At 41.8% G+C, this 21,333-nt stretch carries 8 protein-coding genes; 6 read left to right on the top strand and 2 right to left on the bottom strand.

Annotated elements, in window-relative coordinates; genetic code table 11:
* Positions 1 to 659: 659 nt before the first annotated feature.
* On the top strand, positions 660 to 1,214 hold the full coding sequence (locus tag ASU31_RS20440; protein WP_057934122.1) for an REP-associated tyrosine transposase: 555 nt from the start codon (positions 660 to 662) through the stop codon (positions 1,212 to 1,214).
* A 388-nt stretch (positions 1,215 to 1,602) separates the two neighbouring features.
* On the opposite strand, the gene ASU31_RS20435 is transcribed toward ASU31_RS20440, so the two are convergent.
* Positions 1,603 to 3,648, bottom strand: coding sequence for an alpha-glucuronidase (locus ASU31_RS20435; RefSeq protein WP_157258155.1), 2,046 nt, complete (start codon positions 3,646 to 3,648; stop codon positions 1,603 to 1,605).
* Entirely contained in the window at positions 3,649 to 6,273 is a 2,625-nt protein-coding gene (locus ASU31_RS20430) for a glycoside hydrolase family 3 C-terminal domain-containing protein (protein ID WP_057934129.1), read from the bottom strand.
* Between the two features lie 519 nt (positions 6,274 to 6,792).
* Between ASU31_RS20430 and ASU31_RS20420 the strand changes: the two genes are divergently transcribed.
* The 5 genes from ASU31_RS20420 (at position 6,793) to ASU31_RS20400 (ending at position 21,332) form a co-directional block, all read left to right on the top strand.
* Positions 6,793 to 10,962, top strand: coding sequence for a hybrid sensor histidine kinase/response regulator transcription factor (locus ASU31_RS20420; RefSeq protein WP_057934120.1), 4,170 nt, complete (start codon positions 6,793 to 6,795; stop codon positions 10,960 to 10,962).
* Positions 10,963 to 11,094: 132 nt separating this feature from the next.
* Positions 11,095 to 13,038 (top strand): alpha/beta hydrolase-fold protein, encoded by a 1,944-nt coding sequence (locus ASU31_RS20415; protein WP_057934119.1) that lies wholly within the window; start codon positions 11,095 to 11,097, stop codon positions 13,036 to 13,038.
* Positions 13,039 to 13,135: 97 nt separating this feature from the next.
* The gene (locus ASU31_RS20410) at positions 13,136 to 15,607 is read left to right on the top strand and encodes a glycoside hydrolase family 95 protein (RefSeq protein WP_057934128.1); all 2,472 of its coding nucleotides are present in this window, start codon (positions 13,136 to 13,138) and stop codon (positions 15,605 to 15,607) included.
* Between the two features lie 10 nt (positions 15,608 to 15,617).
* A complete protein-coding gene (locus ASU31_RS20405; protein ID WP_057934118.1) occupies positions 15,618 to 17,552 on the top strand; it encodes a glycoside hydrolase family 97 protein in 1,935 nt (644 codons plus the stop codon).
* A 684-nt stretch (positions 17,553 to 18,236) separates the two neighbouring features.
* Complete coding sequence (locus tag ASU31_RS20400) at positions 18,237 to 21,332, top strand: SusC/RagA family TonB-linked outer membrane protein (RefSeq protein WP_083505458.1); 3,096 nt, start codon at positions 18,237 to 18,239, stop codon at positions 21,330 to 21,332.
* Position 21,333 lies beyond the last annotated feature (1 nt).

The following is a 21,333-nucleotide window of genomic DNA, read 5'->3' as shown; positions in this document are numbered from 1 at the left end:
TTAACCTTTTCTAGCGCAAGTCTTAGTGGTTTGGACAATGTGGGCTGGCTGACTTGTGCTTTAAAGGATTAATGTATTAATTTAACGAAAAGCACAAGTCAGGCCTTTGCTTGTGCCTGGGCGCTAAGACTTGCGCTAGATTTGGACTTGTGCCTTAAAGGGATTAATGTATTAATTTAAAGAAAGCACCCTTACTAGCGCAAGTCTTAGTGCTTTGGGCAATGTGGGCTGGCTGACTTGTGCCTTAAAGGATTAATGTATTAATTTAACGAAAAAGCACAAGTCAGGCCTTTGCTTTTGCCTGGGCGCTAAGACTTGCGCTAGATGGTGATTAATGTATTAATTTAAAGAAAGCACCCTTACTAGCCCTTACTAGCGCAAGTCTTAGTGGTTTGGACAACGTGGGCTGGCTGACTTGTGCTTTAAAGGATCAATGTATTAATTTAACGAAAAGCACAAGTCAGGCCTTTGCTTGGGCCTGGGCGCTAAGACTTGCGCTAGATGGTGAAGGCCCTTACTAGCGCAAGTCTTAGTGGTTTGGACAACGTGGGCTGGCTGACTTGTGCTTTCATAATACATAGCTAGTCAAAATCTTATTAAAATGTACTTAACAACGTTAAGCTTTTTTATGATCTGCTATAATCCTTTTATATTCGGTTATGAGTACAAAATATAAGTTTCATGAGCCGACAGCAATATATTTTATTTCTTTTGCTGTTGTGGGCTGGATTGACGTTTTTACACGGACCGTTTACAGAGATCTTTTATTGGAAAGCTTATCTTATTGCAGAAAAGAAAAAGGCCTCAACTTACATGCCTGGATAATCATGAGCAATCATGTACATTTAATTATAAGCAGTAAGGAAGGTTATCTTTTGCCTAATATCATGCGGGATTTAAAGAAATATTCATCATATAGGATATTGAAAGAAATAAGAGAAAACACGATGGAAAGCAGGAAAGAATGGATGTTGTACTTGTTTTCAAAGGCCGGGCAGCAAAATAGCAATAATAAAAACTTTCAGTTTTGGAGACAGGATAACCATCCTATCGAACTAGATCCACATCTAAATATGTTTGAAGAACGAATTGATTATCTTCATAATAATCCAGTTGAGGCCGGACTGGTGGCAAATGCAGCTGACTATTTATACAGTAGTGCTATAGATTATGAAGGAGGAAAAGGATTGATAGATATTGATGTGTTGATTTAACGAAAAGCACAAGTCAGGCCTTTGCTTGCGCCCGGGCGCTAAGACTTGCGCTAGATGGGGTGCCTGGGCACTAAGACTTGCGCTAGATAGGGATTAATGTATTAATTTAACGAAAAGTACAAGTCAGGCCTTTGTTTGTGCCTGGGCACTAAGACTTGCGCTAGATAGGGGCCTTAAAGGATTAATGTAATTAATTTAACGGAAAAGCACAAGTCAGGCCTTTGCTTTTGCCCGGGCGCTAAGACTTGCGCTAGATGGGGATTAATGTATTAATTTAACGAAAAAGCACAAGTCAGGCCTTTGCTTTTGCCTGGGCGCTAAGACTTGCGCTAGATGGGCAAAAAATTCGCACTACCGGATTTTTTGGTTTTGTCCTGATGAAAACAGGCTATTCATAGTCCTTACTTTTGGTCAGCTTTTTCAAAGTATCCAATTCATATACCGGTCGTTCCAAGTTGTAAGGAATTTCTCTTTTGCTAAACTGCTGGAAATATAACAGACAGGCATCCTTCCAAACCTGTGCATCACGGCTTTGGATCTTGAGCTTGGATTGCACGGATTTGAACCGCTCATCATCAACCAAGCCCTTGGTACTGTCCCAAATGCGCTGGAAAGCACGAACACGTTGCAACCCCGAATCGTAACGATAACAAAGCGCTGTCCAAAGGTCGTTTCCGTTTTTAAGTTTATAAGTCCATGGCACATGGTGAAACCACAACAAATATTCTTCCGGACAACTTTCCAGGCTGTTAAATGTAGATCGGAGTGGTTCATGGTATTGCTCAACGGCATTGCTGCCTGTGCTGCTTCTGTTAAAACCAACTCCTAAAAGGTCTGCATTATGGTAGTATACCGAGGTCCAATCAGCCCTGATGGCTTTATTCGAGAACCATGGGGCAGGCCCATAATGGTGTCCTTCAGCAAAAATGTGGTGCAATCCCAAAGGCATCATATAATCCACGGCTGCTTCTCTGCTCTGCATCATCATCTCTTTTATCGGCTTTACAAGGGTTCGCTCCATTTTCTTTTCCGTAGGACTTAAAAAAGTTTGCCTAATCCATTCATCCGCAATATCTTCACTCTTCAGTTTATTGTCCCAGACAAGTCTGCCAAAAGCATACCAATTGGCCTGTGCAAAAATATGCCCGGTCCAATTTCTCTCCGATCCAATGTTGGATACCCCTGCAATTGCACTGAAGGTGCGTTTATCCAATGTCCCGTCTGTACAGGCTGCTACAGTGCTTCCCTTACCGTTTCGGTAGGTATCGCTTTGTAAACATTCTTCCCAAAGGGTAGACAAAAAAACCAGGTGATTCGACCAGCCCAGATACTCCTGAGTGATCTGAAACTCTGGCATCACAGGGGTTTTAATCATGGCACCGAATAAGGGACTGAATGGTTCCCGGGGCTGAAAATCAAGTGGTCCGTTTTTGATCTGGATAATTACGTTTTTCTTGAATTTACCATCAAATTTTAAAAACTCATTATAGGCCTGTTTGGTACGGTCCTCATTACTTGGTTGATATACAAAGGCACGCCACATTACAATTCCTCCAAAAGGGGAGAGCGCATCAGCCATCATATTGGCGCCATCAACGTGTGTCCTTCCGAAATTTTGAGGGCCAGGTTGCCCTTCGCTATTGGCTTTTACAATGAATCCTCCAAAATCAGGAATCAATGAATAAATTTCTTTGGCCTTAGCTGCCCACCATTGCCTAACAGCAGGAACAAGAGGATCGGCGGTTTTAAGTTTTCCAACTGTAACCGGTGACGAAAAGTTGACCGATAAATAGACCTTTAAACCATATGGACGTAATACTGTGGCAATAGACTGAACCTTTTGGAGATACGCTGTGGTCAGGATTTTTGCCGAAGCATTTACATTATTGAGCACTGTACCATTTATGCCTATTGAGGCATTGGCTCTTGCGTATTCTTTGTACAACGCGATATCGGCCAGACTGAGCTGAAGTGAAGAATCGCCCTGTCTCCAAAATATCGAACCACCAGCATACCCGCGTTCTACAGAGCCATCCAGATTATCCCAATGGTTAAGGATTCTTCTTGAATAGGAGGGATTGGATGCATAATTTTGATCAGACTTTCCTAAATACTGCCTTCTAAGGAGCTCGTAGCTTCCATAAAGGATACCAAGATCCGTTTTGGCGGCAATTTTATTGCCTTCCAAACGAAATCCATCATTTGTAATCGAGCCATCTTTAACAAAATCAAATTTTAGTTCTGCGCCATCTTTTCCCAGCCACCCGTTTTTAATTTCTTGTACAGCGATGGTTAATACGGGCGACTTTCTTGGTGATACCACCTTTACCCGCTTGGCAGAAGTATTGCGGAGCCAAAGCTGGTGTCCATCTTCAGCCTTCAGAAAATGGGTAGTAGCTGTTATGATAATCAATAGCAGGGTAATCTTTTTCATCTAGTTGATTATTAGTTTTCTGGTTACAATATTACCGCTTGTTTTCAGCTTCTCATCTGGCTGACTTCCACCGATCGATAATGTGATCTCGCCTTTTAGTGGTCTTTTTGTTCCTTTATCATCAATATAAGCAAGTTCATCAGGTGATAATTTAAAATGAACAAGTTTGCTTTCACCAGGTGCCAGGCTAACCCTTTGATACCCCTTGAGGGCTTTTTTAGCTGATTTGATTTTTAAATTATTGTGCATCACATACAGCTGGGCAACCTCGTCGCTCTGCATTTTACCGGTATTGGTGATCCTTACAGACAAACTTGTTCCTTTGCCTGATTTAAGGTTTGAAGGTAAGATAAAGTTGTGATAATTGAATGTAGAGTAGCTTAATCCATATCCGAATCCAAAAAGGGGTTTGCCTTTGAAATATCTATAGGTCCGATTTTCCATGTTATAATCATTAAAATCTTTTAGATCCTTGTCACTCTTATAAAAGGTTACCGGAAGTCTTCCTGAAGGGCTGTAATCACCAAACAGCAAATCAGCTACCGCAGTTCCTGCCGATTGGCCGCCGTACCAGGCATTAACAATAGCGGGTATGTTTTCGGCTTCCCATGGAATGGCGATGGCACTTCCTGTCATCATCACAAAAACAACTGGCTTGCCACTCGATTTTAAAGCTTTCATGAGTGAGGTTTGCGCCTGGGGAAGCATGATAGAGGTTCTGTCGCCGCCATTAAAACCAGGCACATTTACTTTCATTTCTTCGCCTTCAAGCTGCGGAGAAATGCCGCCAACGAATATAAATGCATCTGCATCGCGATGGCGTGCAACCAGCTCAGTAAAATCTGTGCGCCCAAAGGTACCTCCCGCAAAGCGGATCTTTGCGCCACCCTCACCTTGCCAGTACTCCATTTCAATTTTGTATGTAGAATCCTTCGAAACCGGAATTTTATACGTTTTAGCGCCCCACCTGTTTTTAGACCAGGCATCTAAAACTTTTTGCCCGTTTACCTTTAAACGGTAGCCATCATCACCATCTACTTCAAAGGTGATTTCTTCTGACTTTAAAGCTTTAAATACCGTGCTAAACCTGGCAGAAAAATGGTTTGCCGCCAAACCTTCACCAATTTGCTCACCCTCTTGCCAGTTGTGGTTTATTGTTTTTTCGAACCGCGTTAAAAAAGGCGCTCCCTGCAGTTCTATGCCCTTGAAATATTCGGCCTTGAAACCCTGGTGGCCATCTGCGGATAATTGGTTCTCCAAATTTCGATAATGTAGGATCGTATCGCTCGCAAACGAAATTGCCTGTTCAAATATCACCTCTGTTTGATTTCCCAGTTTATCTTTTATGCCCTGAAGAACCGTTGTAATGGTTGATGGGGTACCATTGTAATTTCCCAGCACCGAAATGTCATTATTGGCATTCGGACCAAGCACCACAAGTTTCTTTAGATTCTTTTTCAACGGAAGTGTGTTGGAATCGTTTTTTAACAAAACCATCGATGCCCTTGCCATTTTAAGTGCATGGGCTTTGTGGGCACTGTTTTCTAAAACTGTTATTGGTGTATTGGCGTATTTCACCATCGAAGGCGGATCGAACATGCCAAGCCTGAACCGGATCATGAACAGTCTTTTTACCGATACGTCAATATCTTTTTCTGTAATAATGCCGTTTTTAACCGCAGTAAGTAAAGCTTTATAAGCATCAGTTCCACAGTCGAGATCAGTTCCGTGAAAAACAGCATCAGCCGAAGCACTTGCTGCGTCTTTGTGGGTTTTGTGATTTTTAAAGAAATCATCAATGGCCCAACAATCAGAAGTAACATAGCCCTTAAAACCCCATTTTTTTCTTAAAATGTCGGTCATTAAAAGATCGCTGCCGCAACATGGTTGGCCTTGAAATGCGTTATAAGCACACATCACTCCGGCAACTTCCGATTTAGTAACCAGTTTTTCAAAAGCTGGCAAATAAGTGTCCCAAAGATCAAAGGCACTAACATCTGCATTGAATACGTGGCGTAGCGGTTCCGGTCCGCTGTGTACAGCATAATGTTTCGCACAAGCAGCAGCTTTCAGGTACTTTGGGTCATTGCCCTGCAAACCCCTTACAAATGCATCTCCCAGTGTAGCGGTTAAATAAGGGTCCTCTCCATAGGTTTCCTGACCGCGTCCCCATCTCGGGTCTCTAAAGATATTGATATTGGGTGTCCAATAGGTAAGCCCCAGATAGCGCTCGTTTGTACGGCCAAGCGAAACCGCCTTGTTGTAAATTGCCCGCCCTTCCAAAGCAGAATAGTCTGCCATTGTAGCCAGCGCTGCAGGATCGAACATGGCTGCCATTGCAATGGCCTGCGGATATACGGTAACCTTAAACGGCGTTCTGGCAACCCCGTGCAGTGTTTCATTCCACCAATCGTAAGCCGGAATTTTTAATCTTGGAATTGCAGGTGCTGAATTAAGCATCTGAAAAACTTTTTCCTCAAGTGTTAATCTGGACACCAGATCATCAACCCTCTTATCAAAAGGTAATTTGTAATCTTCAAATGGATATTCCTGTGCCTGAACTGGACAGGTAACGTGTAGAAGGGCTATTGTGGTAAATATTGTTAAAAATAATAATCGTCTCATATATTTGGTTTTCTTAACTTTTGCAAGTTCCAAATAGTTTGACTTAAGGATGTGTACGTTTAGATAAAAATCTGTGACAAATGTTTCTATTTAGCTGTTTGGCCCCTTTAAATTTTATTTCACCCGATGAAGTAGGACGAACATAGGGGGATATTGAACATTTATTGCTATAATTTTCACAATTGACTTAACGCTCATCAGATAATCAGGTTATTTTAGCTTGAATTCGGAAACCATGGGCGAAAACCAGGTGCTCGGATTAAATAACCAGATATGTTCAGCTCTGGGTACTACCTACCTAACTGATAAACAACAAATAGATAATATGGGCCATAGCTTTACTTACAGGGTGATCAAAATTTCCCTGTTGTCATATCTTCACCCGGTTAAAATATTTTCCATGCGCTGCAGCAGGTCAGCCGGTTTGGTTACGTGGGGTTTTGGTTTTCTAAAAGGCAGTGTAAACGGGGCTGTCCAAGCCCGATATCAATGTTGCCGCTCAGATCAAAAAATAAAACCATGATTTTTAAATGTGCTTTTAATAAAATATTCCTGTGCTTTGCGGTCTCATTTCTGATTTCCCCAGTAAAAGACTATGCGCAACAGCAAAAAATAAATTTTACAGCATTGCAGATAAAAGATGGCCTATCATCCAATACAGTCAATGCGATAATAAAAGACCACTTTGGTTTTATGTGGTTTGGCACAGAGGACGGACTGAATAAATACGACGGCAGCAACTTCACCGTTTATAAGTTTAATGAAAATGATCCGACAGGCCTGCAGTCCAATGATATAAGGGCTCTACATGAGGATAATTCGGGTAACCTATGGGTGGGGAGTTCTCTGGGCTCTTTGAGTTTATTTGACCGTAAAAAGAATTCCTTCATAACCTATCCTGCCAATGTAAAGGGCGGTCTTAGCAGCGATCTTATTCATGCTGTGACTACAGATCATTTAGGCCATGTTTGGGTAGCAACTTATAATGGGCTTGATGAGCTGGATCCAAAAACAAATAAGATCACCAATCACATTAAGCAAACCCCTAACAGAAAATCTTCAGCTCAACTATCCTTTAACTGTCTGTTAGCGGATAGCAAAAACAGATTGTGGATCGGATCAAACAATGGGGTGTATCTTTATGACAGGAAAGAAAAGGCTTTCAGGATTTACCGCCATAATTCCTCCAATGCGTCAACTCCGATCAGTAACGAGATCAACACGATCTGTGAGGATAAATCGGGAAATATCTGGTTTGGTACAGCGCGTGGAATATGCAGGAAATTGCCTGACCGGGGTGGATTCAGTGCTTTTGTCTACAGGGCCGGCGACCTCAATGCACTTGCCAGTAGCAGGGTGATCAGTCTGGCAATAGATAAAAACAATCAATTATGGGCAGGTACTGATGAAGGGCTGAAAATTATTGATCTCAATAGTGCCGCTATTACATCCTACAAGCCGAACTACAGAGATTCCTATTCGCTCACGGGGAAATCGATCAGCAGTATTTATATTAATGACGGGATCTACTGGCTGGGCCCGTTTCATGGCGGGATAAGTAAATACGATTCCAATCTGAATCTTTTTAATCTAAAGCAAAGTAATGTTTTCGATCCCAATGGTTTGAGTGCAGCTGTAATCACTTCTTTTGCGCAGTACCGGGATGAAATATTTGTGGGCACAGATGGTGGTGGGCTAAATCTTTTCAATCCGCGTACCGAGCTGATAAAACGGTTCAATGCCAAACTGCCTGATGGAAGTGCAATGAACAATATTTCCATAATCGCCATGGCGATTACCAAAGAAAAAAAACTGCTCATGGGAACCTATTCAAACGGCTTGGTGTCTATGGATCTGTTAACGGATGATTTATTGCAGATCAAACGCTCCACCAAAGCCGATGGGCTGAATTCGAATGACATTTTTTGTTTAAAAGAAGACAGGACTGGCAAAATCTGGGTAGGAACCAACGGAGGAGGAGTGAACCTGATGACCCCGGATGCTAAAGTGGTTTTGAAATACTGCAAGAACCCTCAGGCGCCCAATGAGGTGGATTTTCCAGGGAATAATTTCATCAGGTTCATAGAAGAAGATGATCAAAATAATATGTGGATCGGCACTTATGGATCAGGAATATCTATACTTGATCAGTTTACCCATAAATTTTCGGTTCTGAACAAAAAAAACAATAACCTGCCGAATGATCTCACGCTGTCGATATTAAAGGACAGGTCGGGCAATTTATGGGTCGGAACTTTTAGTGGGGGGCTGAGTCTCTATGATGGTAAAAAGAACAGTTTCATCAACTATTCCGAAAAAAATGGATTGAACAACGCTACAGTATATGCTATAGTAGAAGACTTAAGGGGGCTGATCTGGGTAAGTACAAATAAAGGTATCAGCAGTTTTGATCCCATAACAAAAGTATTTACGAACTACACGGTCTATAATGGTGTTCAGAACAACAATTTTATCCGTGGCGCGGGGATGCGAACTGCCGGAGGGGAGATCTATTTTGGAGGAGCCGCTGGCTTCAATTATTTTAACCCAAGGTTCTTTAAAAATAACAGAAGTGTTCCCTCGGTGATCTTTACAGATCTAAAGGTTTCAAATTCATCAGTTCTACCCGGCAAGGCCAGCCCTATCCAGGAGCATATATCCATTGCCAAAAATATTAACCTGGACTATAAACAGAGTTTCACACTCAGCTATGTCAGCATCAATTACACCGTCCCTGAGGATAATCAGTATTTCTATAAATTAGAGGGGTTTGACAAGGATTGGATAAAGGCAGGCTCGACAAAATCGGTGTCCTATACCAATCTTGATCCAGGGGAATATGTCTTTCATGTTAAAGCAAGCAACAGTAACGGCATCTGGAATGCCTCAGAAACTTCCATCGCAATTGATGTTAGCCCTCCGCTCTGGAAAACCACATATGCTTATATTTTTTATATCCTCACCATTGTCGGTACGCTTTTCTATATACGGCATCTGGGTATCCAGAAACTCAAAAGAAAGTTTGCCCTTGTTCAGGAAAAAATGAAGGCAGAGCAGCGCTTAGCGCAGCATCGTAAAGAAGCCGAACAGTTAAGGACCCTGGATAAACTCAAAATCAAGTTTCTGACAAATCTCAGCCATGAGTTCAGGACTCCGCTTTCACTCATCATGGGCCCTGTAGATAAGCTGATTGCTGAACAGCGTGATGAGCATGTTACCAATCCCTTATTGATGATCAAGCGCAATACAAGGCGGTTGTTAAACCTGGTCAACCAGATCCTGGATTTCAGAAAAATAGAGGACCGGGAACTCACTTTAAATGCTGTTGAAACAGATATCGTTTCTTTCATCAAAGAGGTTCTAGAATCATTCAACGATCTGAGCGAATGCAAGCAGATACAGTTGGTGTTCAAAAGTCAATTGAGCTATTTTAATGCACCTTTTGATCATGATAAAATAGAAAGGGTGCTGTTTAATCTTTTATCAAATGCATTCAAGTTTACCCCATTGGGTGGAAGGATTTCAGTTGAGCTGGAGAAGGTTACATTGCCCGGCGCAGATAATGCAGCTACGCTGATCATTACGGTTGCCGATTCGGGCATAGGCATTTCAGAGACGGATCAGGAAAGAATCTTTCAACGTTTTTTCCAGGCAGACGGAATAGCGCCGATCTTGAATCAGGGAAGTGGCATAGGTCTTTCAATTGCACAGGAATTTGTGAAATTACATGGCGGAAAAATCGCTGTACGGAGTAAAACCGGTCAGGGAAGTGTTTTCACCATCGAACTCCCGTTCTCTAATGTCCGGTCTGCAGCCGAATTGATGATCGATTTTTCGGATTCTGCAGATAAAGGCGCACCGGAGTTGAACGCCGCCATATCCAGACCGGATCGGGATACAGATATCCCTTCAATTTTATTAGTAGAGGATAATGAGGATTTTCGTGCCTATCTTAAAGATGGACTGCAGTCTTTCTACAGGATATATGAGGCCAGCAACGGACAGGAAGGTTGGCAAAAAACGCTGTCGAACCATCCCCAGATAATTGTAAGTGATATCAACATGCCTTATATGAGTGGGATAGAACTATGTAAAAAAGTTAAATCAGATAAACGGACCAACCACATTCCCATCATATTGCTAACTGCCTTAACCGGAGAAGAGGAACAGATAAAAGGGCTGGAAACCGGTGCAAACGATTATCTGACCAAGCCGTTCAACTTTGAGATTTTAAATGCAAAGATTAAAAATCTGCTTTCCCTCAACAAAAGGTTCAAAGACACCTATAGCAAGCAGATCAAGGTGGAGACAACAGCGGTAACAATCGAATCACATAGCGACCGTTTGCTTAAGAAAGTGGCGGTTTATATTGATGATAATTTAAACAACCCTAAACTATCGGTAGAAGACCTAAGCAAACATGTAGGTATGAGCAGAGGTTCACTTTATAATAAAATACTTGAATTAACAGGGCTTTCGCCAATTGAATACATCCGTTCGGTTAAACTCGATAAGGCGGTTGTTTTATTGGAAAAAAGTGATTTGAATGTTTCACAAATTGCTTACATGGTTGGATTTGCTACCCCTAATTATTTTGCCAAGTCGTTTAAAGCAAAATTTAATATGCAGCCTTCCGAATACATTAGTGTTAAAAGAAAAGTGGAAGACCGTTTGGTAAAAGAAAATTGAACATGCATTTAACCACAAAGTAGGTGAAAAATACAGCAGATGAACATATTTTCTATTATAATAATCAAATCTTCCTACAAAAAAGCAACAGATCCGGTAGTTTCGCTAAACCAAATATTAACCTGACCAGATATGAAAAAAACAAATAAATCCCTCTTTGTTAAAATAACAGTGCTTTTTGTCAGTCTAAGTGCTTATGCCTTTAATGGTTTTGCTCAGCAGATCGTGTCCAGCGCTCCAGAAGGCTTTGACATTATCCAGCCTGCAATTCCGCACGGAAAAATCGATACATTGGTCTACTTGTCAAAAACTGTGGGCAATAAGCGTAAAACATTGGTGTATACGCCGCCAGGTTACAGTAAACAATTAAAATATCCGGTTTTATATCTTTTGCATGGTATCGGAGGTGATGAAAAAGAATGGCTTAATGGAGGTAATCCCCAGGTGATTCTGGATAATCTTTATGCCAACGGTAAGTTAGCACCTATGGTGGTAATTATGCCGAACGGTAGAGCCATGAAAGATGACCGTGCCATCGGGAACATTATGGACAGGGATAAAGTGCAGGCCTTTGCTACCTTTGAAAAGGATCTAATTAATGATCTTATTCCTTTTGTGGAACGGAAGTTCAGCGTATATAAAGACCGCGAACACCGGGCGATTGCAGGCTTATCAATGGGGGGAGGGCAGGCTTTGAATTTCGGATTGGGAAATCTGAATAAATTTGCCTGGATAGCTGGTTTTTCTTCAGCACCGAATACCAAAATGCCAGAAGTGCTTGTGCCTGATCCAAAAAAGACCGCAACCATGCTCAAATTGTTATTCATCTCTTGTGGTGCTAGTGATAACCTCATTGTCAATAGTAAGCGTACGCACGATTATCTGACTAAAAACAAGGTGCCACATATCTATTTTATCGAGCCTGGTTTTCACGATTTTAAAGTTTGGAAGAATGGATTGTACATGTTTTCGCAATTGTTATTTAAACCGGTTGATACCACTACTTTTTCAAAATATCCGGTAGCAGGTGCGCCGGCCTCAACCAATATTGGCGCTGGTGGCTATCCACAGATCACTGATGACCATAAAGTTGTTTTCAATCTTTCAGCGCCCAATGCGCACAGTGTTCAGGTAGATCTGGGCCGAAAGTACGATATGGTCAAAAATGAAAACGGCAGGTGGACCGTTACAACTGATTCTTTGGGTGAAGGGTTTCATTATTATTCGCTCATTATTGATGGCCTTCCTGTAGCAGATCCGGCCAGTAAGTCTTTTTTCGGAATGCGGCGCATGGCCAGCGGAATTGAAATCCCTTTTTCAAAAGGCGATTATTATGCGTTGAAGGATGTTCCGCATGGCGAGCTCCGGATCAAAAAATATTACTCAAAAGTAACCAGGTCATGGAGGCAGCTGTATGTTTACACACCGCCTTTTTATGATGCACAGGGAAACGAAAAATACCCGGTACTTTATATTCTCCATGGAGGGGGAGAAGATGAAACCGGCTGGGCCAACCAGGGTAAAACAGATCTGATCCTCGACAATCTTATTGCTGCTCAAAAAGCCAAACCGATGATTATTGTAATGCCCAGCGCAAATGTAGGTGGAGCTGCCTTTGGCGAGGCCGGATTAAAAACTTTCGAATCGGAATTGAAAGAAGTGATTATTCCATTGGTTGAAAGCACTTACCGCACCAAAACCGATGCGCAAAACAGGGCATTGGCCGGTTTATCGATGGGCGGGATGCATACGCTTTATACCGGGATTAACAATACCGATAAATTCGCATACCTGGGTGTATTTAGTTCAGGATGGGTTGTGCCACGTCAAAACACAATAGCCGAGCTTCAGTATGCAGGAATGAAAAACAACCGTGAAAAAATCAACACCAACCTAAAGCAGTTGTGGATTGCCATGGGTGCGAAGGAGGATATTGCCTATAATAACTGCCAGGTGATGATGGATAAATTTAAAGCGCTGAATATCAATTTTAGCTACCACGAATATCCGGGAGGGCACACCTGGCCTGTTTGGCGAAATAACCTTTATCAGTTCTCCTCTACCTTGTTTAAATAAATCTTTCTGAATAAAATTATATGTTGACATTACCAAAATACGATCTTTTGCAAAAGCTTTTCCCTGGCCTATGCATTTCTCTATAAATATCCGCAGTATGATACTAAGATTCAGTAAGATAATTTTATTGCTTTTTACAGGCACCTTGGTTTTTGCACAAGCGCCTGTAAAGTCAAAATTAAAGCTTTGGTACGAACAGCCTGCAGGTGCTGTTTGGGAAAATGCACTTCCTGTTGGTAACGGCTTTTTAGGGGCAATGATTTATGGTAATGTGGCAAAAGAAGTGATAAAACTCAATGAACATAGCCTTTGGAGTGGTAGTCCCTATCAAAATGATGTTCCGGAAACTTTGGGCCATTTACCTGAAATCCGCGCACTCATTTTTCAGGGGAAGCATAAGGAAGCTGAAAATCTGGCCAATAAAATCATGTTTGGAAAAAAATCATCCGGACAGATCTTTCAGCCAGCCGGCAATCTTCAACTCGTTTTTCCCGGTCATGAAAAGTACCAAAACTACTATAGAGAACTCGATATCGAAAACGCCCTAAGTAAAATAAACTATAACATTGGCGATGTAACCTATACCCGAACAGCTTTTGCCGCACACGGTAACCGCGTAGTGGTAATAAAACTTACCGCCACTAAAGCCGCCAGCATTTCTTTTACCGCAAATTATACCACGCCCCATAAAAAGGTTTCAATAAGTACCTCAGCGGTTAAAGATCTGGTAATGGAAGGGTTGACCAGCGATCATGAAGGTGTTAAAGGACTTGTAAAATACAACGTAATCAGCAGATTTAGCAATGAAGGCGGTACATTGAAAGCTACCGATTCGAGTATTGTTGTTGAGCATGCCAATGCAGTAACCATTTTCATCTCCATTGCTACAAATTTTAACCACTATAACGACATCAGCGGCAATGCTTATAAACGGGCACTGGATTACCTGAATCAGGCTTCAGCGGAATCTTATGATAAAATCCTGGCTACCCATCTCGCCAACTACCACAAATACTTCAATCGTGTTCAGCTTGATTTAGGGGAGAGCAATGGTACGGACTTACCAACAGACAAAAGGTTAATGAATTTCAGGAACTCAACAGATCTTCAGTTTGTTAATCTATATTACCAGTTTGGCCGCTATCTGTTAATCAGTTCTTCCCAACCTGGAGGTCAGCCTGCCAATTTACAAGGCATCTGGAATGATAAGCTTTATCCACCCTGGGACAGTAAATACACCATTAATATTAACGCTCAAATGAATTACTGGCCCGCAGAGCCCACCAATTTGCCCGAGCTGCACCAACCTTTTCTTAAAATGGTAGGTGAAATGGCTGAAACGGGCAAGGCCACTGCTAAAAACATGTATGGCGCAAGGGGCTGGATGGCACATCACAACAGCGATATCTGGAGAAGCACGGGACCAGTGGATGGTGCATTCTGGGGAATCTGGAACGCTGGAGGTGGCTGGGCCAGTCAGCATCTTTGGGAACATTATCTATATGGAGGAGATCGCCAATACCTTAAAAGCATCTATCCTGTTTTAAAAAATGCAGCAACTTTTTACAAAGATTTTCTGGTGGTGCACCCAAGACTGAAGTATTTGGTGGTTAATCCGGGTACTTCTCCCGAAAATGCACCTGCGGCACACGGAGGCTCCTCTATTGATGCGGGTACCACCATGGATAACCAAATTGTTTTCGATGTGTTTTCTACCGCTATCCGTGCTGCCAAAATACTGGGAGTTGATGGTGTTTTTGCCGATAGTTTATTGCAGATGCGCAATAAGTTATCGCCTATGCACATTGGCAAACATGGCCAATTACAGGAATGGCTGGATGATATAGACAGTCCGAACGATAAACACCGTCATATTTCTCACCTTTATGGTTTATTCCCCTCTAACCAGATTTCTGCCTACCGTACGCCATTACTTTATGCCGCTGCAAAAAATACCTTGCTTCAAAGAGGCGATGTATCTACCGGATGGAGTATGGGCTGGAAAATAAATTGGTGGGCAAGGATGCAGGATGGAAATCATGCTTATCGTCTGATTCAGAACCAACTCACACCACTGGGCGTTAATCCGGGCGGTGGTGGCACCTACAATAATCTTTTTGATGCCCATCCACCGTTTCAGATAGATGGTAATTTTGGCTGTACCTCCGGCATTACCGAGATGCTGATGCAAAGTGCCGATGAGGCATTGCATTTATTGCCCGCTTTGCCAGATGTATGGAAGGAAAAAGGTTCCGTTAAAGGGTTAAGGGCCAGGGGAGGCTTTGAGGTACTCAATCTAGAATGGTCTAATGGGCAGATAATCAAAGCCGTAATTAAATCAACGCTTGGTGGAAATTTACGGCTAAGGGTTCCAAATGAAATGAAAAGCGACCTTATTGAGTTGAAAAATGCAGTAGGTACTAATCCGAATATGTTCTATTCTATTGCCGAAACCCAGGAACCTATTATAGCCCCGGAAGTCAGTTTAACCGCTAATCCATTGAAAAAGACTTTTGTTTACGATATACCAACCAAACCAGGCAGGTTATATACGCTGCTGCTCAAATAATTAGAACCTCATGAAATTTATCCGTTTATTTATCATTTTTACCATTGTAAATACCTGCATTTATGCACAGGAAACAATAAGCTATCATGTTTCCAGTCCTGATCTGAAAATTATTCTGACCTGTAATCCCGCTCAGGGAACTTACAGCATTACCAAGGGTAAAAGAACAATCTTACAAAATTCTAAACTGGGCATTATCAGAGAAGATGAAGACTTTACAAAGGCATTAAAAGTCGTTGGTACTGCGGAGCGAAAATTGAAAGAGAGTTATGTAATGCTCAATGCCAAAAAGAAATCGATAACCTATACAGCAAATGAATTGGTGATATCGACCAAAACGCCAACAGGCAAAAGCATGAATATTATTTTTCGTGTTTCTAATGATGGAGCGGCCTTTCGTTACGAATTTCCGGAGAAAGATCCATCGTTAAGAAAAATACAGTCAGAACATACAAGTTTTCACTTTCCCGAAGGTACGTTGGCCTGGTTACAGGCCAAAGCCGAGGCACAAACAGGATTTGAACATACCAACCCTTCATACGAGGTATATTATAATATGGCTATCCCGGTAGGTACGCCATCTTCCAGTGCTAACGGGTGGGTATATCCGGCTTTATTTAAAACGGGCGATACCTGGGTGATGCTTACAGAAGCCGGACTGGAAAGAAATTATTGTGGAACCGCTTTGCAACGTTTATCACCTGGCGGCGAATATCGGATCAATTTTCCCCAGGAAGCTGAAAAAATAAAGGGAGGGGCCCTTTATCCCGAATCTACACTTCCATGGATTACGCCCTGGCGGATCATTGCCATAGGCGATCTGGCTACAATTATGGAATCGACCCTCGGTACAGATCTTACCCCTGCATCCAGATTAAAAGATTCATCGTTCGTAAAACCCGGAAAAGCCGCATGGAGCTGGGTGTTAGAAAAGGATAAGGCAACGATATACCCTGTTCAGAAAAAATATATTGATTACGCTGCAGATATGAAGTGGCAGTATTGTTTGATCGATGCAAATTGGGATCAGACCATTGGATATGATTCGGTTGCGGTTTTAGCTGATTATGCAAGAAAAAAAAATGTGGGTATGTTGCTCTGGTATAATTCAGCAGGTGATTGGAATACCGTAAAATTTACACCAAGGGATAAGCTGTTAACACACGAGGAACGTATAAAGGAGTTTGGCAGGCTTGAAGAAATGGGTATTAAAGGTATAAAAATCGATTTTTTTGGTGGCGACGGACAATCTATGATTGCTTACTACCATGATATTTTAACCGATGCCGCCGCCCACCATTTGTTGGTCAATTTTCATGGAGCTACGCTGCCCAGGGGATTGCAACGGACTTACCCAAATTTAATGACTGCAGAGGCCGTACTGGGATACGAAATGATCACATTTGGGCAAGATGCGGCCAACAAAGCACCTCAACACATGGTTGCCAGTGCCATGATCAGAAATGTCTTTGATCCGATGGATTTCACACCGATGTGTTTATACAAGATCCCCAATATTGAACGACAAACAACCGCTGCATTTGAACTGGCTACAGCAGTGGCCTTTTTATCGGGCATACAGCACTATGCCGAAACACCGGATGGAATGGACCATGTACCTGTTGAGGTTAAAGATTTCTTAAAAGCGTTGCCTGCTCAATGGGATGATGTAAAATTTATTGATGGATACCCGGGCAAGTTATATGTTGTAGCCAGAAAATCGGGTTCCAAATGGTATGTTACAGGATTGAATGGAGAACAAATCAACAAATCCCTGGCATTAAATCTTACTTTTCTCAAAAACAAAACAGGTAAACTTATTTCTTCAGGAAACGATAGTGACAGCCACAACGGGTTTTTTGCCAAAGAAGTAAAAATACCAGCCTCTGGAGAATTGAAAATCGACCTGAAAAAGAATGATGGTTTCGTAGCCGTTTTTGAGTAACTAACCACCTGAAAATAATCTACAAATAGCATTTTTTGTGCTGTAATAATAACGTATAGAGAAAAAATAAGTTTGGTTTAGCGTACTTCTCGGATTCAGGGCAAGCGCTTGTTATCTGTCAAATGATAGATCGGGCTGAAAACTTGTTCTGGATCCCGGGTAAGTATTACTCAGCTTTCCTTTTATGGTTGAACCAGCAATAAATTCTTATAAACATAAAATTAAGTGCAACTCACCCTTGAGCTAAGGGTTGCCATCTTTTACTTATAGCACTAACAACATTCAAAATTTCTGAGTTTTTGAAAAGATCTTACTGCAATTTTTTATTGTTTCGAAAAAATAAATAATCGAAGCGACCCCTTCAATATTTGTTGTCGTTAAAGAATATTTAGGTGACTTTTTATTGCATCTGTTTAGTTTACAATCGATTGCATAGGATGGCTTCATGTTTTGTAGCCGAAGTACTTTCCTTCGGTTAATAATCGTTTTTAGTCGATCCCTTCCTTTGAACATTTATTCCATATTTATGAACAATTGACACTTATGCTTTTGTGCTCATCGAATAACTTTACTGCTATCATGTTTATTCGCTTCTGTTAAAGATGCTCATTATCCAGCTTTGGATAACCAGTCGGCTCATTACGGAGTGAAGCATGGACTTTAACCATTATAAACCAAATTTTTATGAGGAATGAATTTTTACAGTTTTTTGTAAAGCCTGGTGCAGGACTTTCCAAACGTCTAGCCAAACTATCACTGATTGCTTTTTTTGCACTTTTTGTAGTTGCTGCACATGCACAAACCCAGGTAAAAGGGCGTGTTGTGGATGATCAGGGAAACGCTCTTCCGGGTGTAAGTATTCTGGTCAAGGGAACCTCAACCAGTACAACAACCCTGGGTACAGGAAACTTCAGTATTGCGGTTCCAGCAAGCAGTTCGGTACTGGTGTTTTCTTACATCGGATTTACAAGTCGTGAGGTTCCGGTCAGAAATCAAACCGAAATCAATGTGACATTACTTCCGAGCGCTGCTGAACTTGAACAAGTTGTAGTGGTAGGGTATGGAACCCAGCGCAAAGAATCGGTAACGGGTTCTGTGGCAAACATATCGGGCGATAAAGTTCGAGAAATACCCGCACCCAATGTGGCACAGGCTATACAAGGTCGAATAGCAGGGGTAAATATTTCACAAACTTCTACCAAACCAGGTGCAACCATGCAGATTCTGATCCGTGGTCAGCGCTCACTTTCAGCCAGTAACGACCCGTTGGTGGTGCTTGATGGGATTCCATTTCCAGGCTCTATTGGCGATATTAATCCCAACGACATTAAAAGTTTAGATATTTTAAAAGATGCTTCCGCTACTGCGATTTATGGCTCGAGGGGAGCAAACGGAGTAATATTGATTACCACTAACCGCGGCCAACAAGGCGCTCCCGCCAAAGTATCCTATAATTCATATACTGGTTTACAAACCCTTTTTGCCAAATATCCAATGATGGATGGCCCGGAATTTATTGCGCTGCGCAAGGCAGCTGGATTATTTACAACCAATGGTGTAGATGAATCTAACGATGTAAACACCGATTGGCAAGATTTATTCTATGATAAATCAGCAGTTGTAACCAGTCATGATGTAGGTGTATCTGGCGGATCTACTACCGGCAGCTACAGTTTTGGAGGTGGCTATTATCAGAATCAAAGTCTGATCCCAACTCAACAGTACACCCGGTATTCAATGAAAGCATCCATGGATCAACAGATTGCCAGTTTCTTAAGGATTGGATTTACCACCAATAACAATTACAACTTAAGTGAAGGCAATCAACTCGGCGTTTATGGAATCCTGAGCAATTCGCCTATCGCAAATCCTTATAATGCAGATGGCAGCCTAAAAAGAACAATCAGAATGCCTCAGGATGAATCGTGGATTTACACCCGCGAACTTACTGAGAATCTCAGTGATAAATGGTTGAATGAAACGCGTGGCTTTGCTACCTATAACTCTTTTTATGGCGAGGTTAACATTCCATGGGTAAAAGGACTAAAATACCGTACCAATCTAGGCCTTGATTTTATCCAGAGCAACAATGGTAACTATACAGGTGTTGGCATTGGAAGTGCCACTGCTACTACGGTTTCTACTGCCGGGGTTAGCAATTCGCAAACCTACCATTGGACACTTGAGAATTTATTGACTTATGACAGAACCTTTTCAGAAAAGCACAACATCAATGTAGTAGCCCTATATTCTGCTGAACAGAATAAGTTCAATTCCTCATCCATGTCAGCACGTGATATTCCGTCTGATGCTTTTCAGTTTTACAATCTTGGCCAGGCCAATGGAGAGTTAACAATCGGTAACGGGAACTACAGCTTAAGTGGACTCATGTCTTACATGGGAAGAGTGATGTATGCTTATGATAATCGTTATTTAATCAGTGCAACCATCAGATCTGATGCATCATCACGCTTGGCGCCAGGGCATAAATGGAATACTTATCCGGCTGTTTCTGTGGGTTGGAACCTGATGAATGAGAATTTTATGAAAGGAATAACGGCTATTGACAGATTGAAGATCAGAGTGGGTTACGGTCAAACATCAAACCAAGCGGTAAATCCATATCAAACCCTTGGTTTGCTAAGTTCGCGCCCTTACAATTTTGGCGATAACAACTATGCCACAGGATATTATGTTTCTCAGTTACCAAGCCCGGGTTTAGGCTGGGAATATTCACAAACCTGGAACTATGGCCTCGATTTCTCCTTGCTAAAAAGCAGACTGACAGGAACATTTGAATACTATGTAACCAATACCAAAGATATATTATTAGGTGTTGCACTGCCTTCTACCGCAGGTGTGGGCAGTTATACTGCGAACATCGGACAAACCCAGAATAAAGGGTGGGAACTGAGTGTTAATGGTAATATTTTTAATGATAAGGGAGGCTGGTCATGGGATGTAGGATTTAATCTTTATGCAAACCGGAACAAACTTGTTGCCCTTGCATCAGGCCAGACCAGAGACGAAGGGAATGCTTGGTTTGTGGGCCATAACATCAATGCCATTTATGATTTTGAAAAAGTAGGTCTATGGCAGGCCGGAGATCCATACCTGAATGTTTTAGAGCCAGGCGGTAATGTGGGGATGATTAAAGTAAAATACACGGGTGATTTTGATGCGACCGGCAAACCAACAAGACCTATCGGAGCAGCAGATAGACAGATCATGGATGTGGATCCTAAATTATCAGGAGGATTTAATACAAGAGTAGCTTATAAAGGATTTGACCTCAATGTAGTAGGATTATTTAAAGACGGTGGAATTTTGCTTAGTACATTATATGGTTCTTCCGGATACCTGAATCTCTTATCTGGTAGAAGAAATAACGTTAAAGTTGATTACTGGACCCCTGAAAATACAGGAGCAAAGTATCCAAAACCTGGCGGTATTGCAAGCGGTGATAACCCTAAGTATGGAAGTACATTAGGTTATTTTGATGCTTCTTTCTTAAAAATCCGGACCATCTCTTTAGGATATGATTTCAATCAAAGTTTGTTAAAAGATTCCAGAGTGAAGCTCCGGATGTATTTAACCGTTCAGAATCCTTTTGTGATGTTCTCTCCATATCATCGCGAGTCGGGCATGGATCCTGAAACAAATTCATACGGCGATGAAAACGCTGCGGTAGCATCGGTTTATCCGCGGAGAATTTTAACCATTGGTACCAATACCCCGTCTACCCGTAACTATGTAGCTGGTCTTAATTTAACATTTTAAT

This window comes from Pedobacter ginsenosidimutans (assembly GCF_001442625.1).
GTDB classification, from domain to species: Bacteria; Bacteroidota; Bacteroidia; order Sphingobacteriales; family Sphingobacteriaceae; genus Pedobacter; species Pedobacter ginsenosidimutans.
Note: the sequence above shows the minus strand (reverse complement) of the source record. Positions and strands in the feature narration are given on the sequence as shown.

Coding starts and splice junctions, on each gene's coding strand:
- ASU31_RS20420 (WP_057934120.1), top strand. CDS start 6,793: ATGATTTTTAAATGTGCTTTTAATAAAATATTCCTGTGCTTTGCGGTC.
- ASU31_RS20400 (WP_083505458.1), top strand. CDS start 18,237: ATGAGGAATGAATTTTTACAGTTTTTTGTAAAGCCTGGTGCAGGACTT.
- ASU31_RS20430 (WP_057934129.1), bottom strand. CDS start 6,273: ATGAGACGATTATTATTTTTAACAATATTTACCACAATAGCCCTTCTA.
- ASU31_RS20410 (WP_057934128.1), top strand. CDS start 13,136: ATGATACTAAGATTCAGTAAGATAATTTTATTGCTTTTTACAGGCACC.
- ASU31_RS20440 (WP_057934122.1), top strand. CDS start 660: ATGAGTACAAAATATAAGTTTCATGAGCCGACAGCAATATATTTTATT.
- ASU31_RS20405 (WP_057934118.1), top strand. CDS start 15,618: ATGAAATTTATCCGTTTATTTATCATTTTTACCATTGTAAATACCTGC.
- ASU31_RS20415 (WP_057934119.1), top strand. CDS start 11,095: ATGAAAAAAACAAATAAATCCCTCTTTGTTAAAATAACAGTGCTTTTT.
- ASU31_RS20435 (WP_157258155.1), bottom strand. CDS start 3,648: ATGAAAAAGATTACCCTGCTATTGATTATCATAACAGCTACTACCCAT.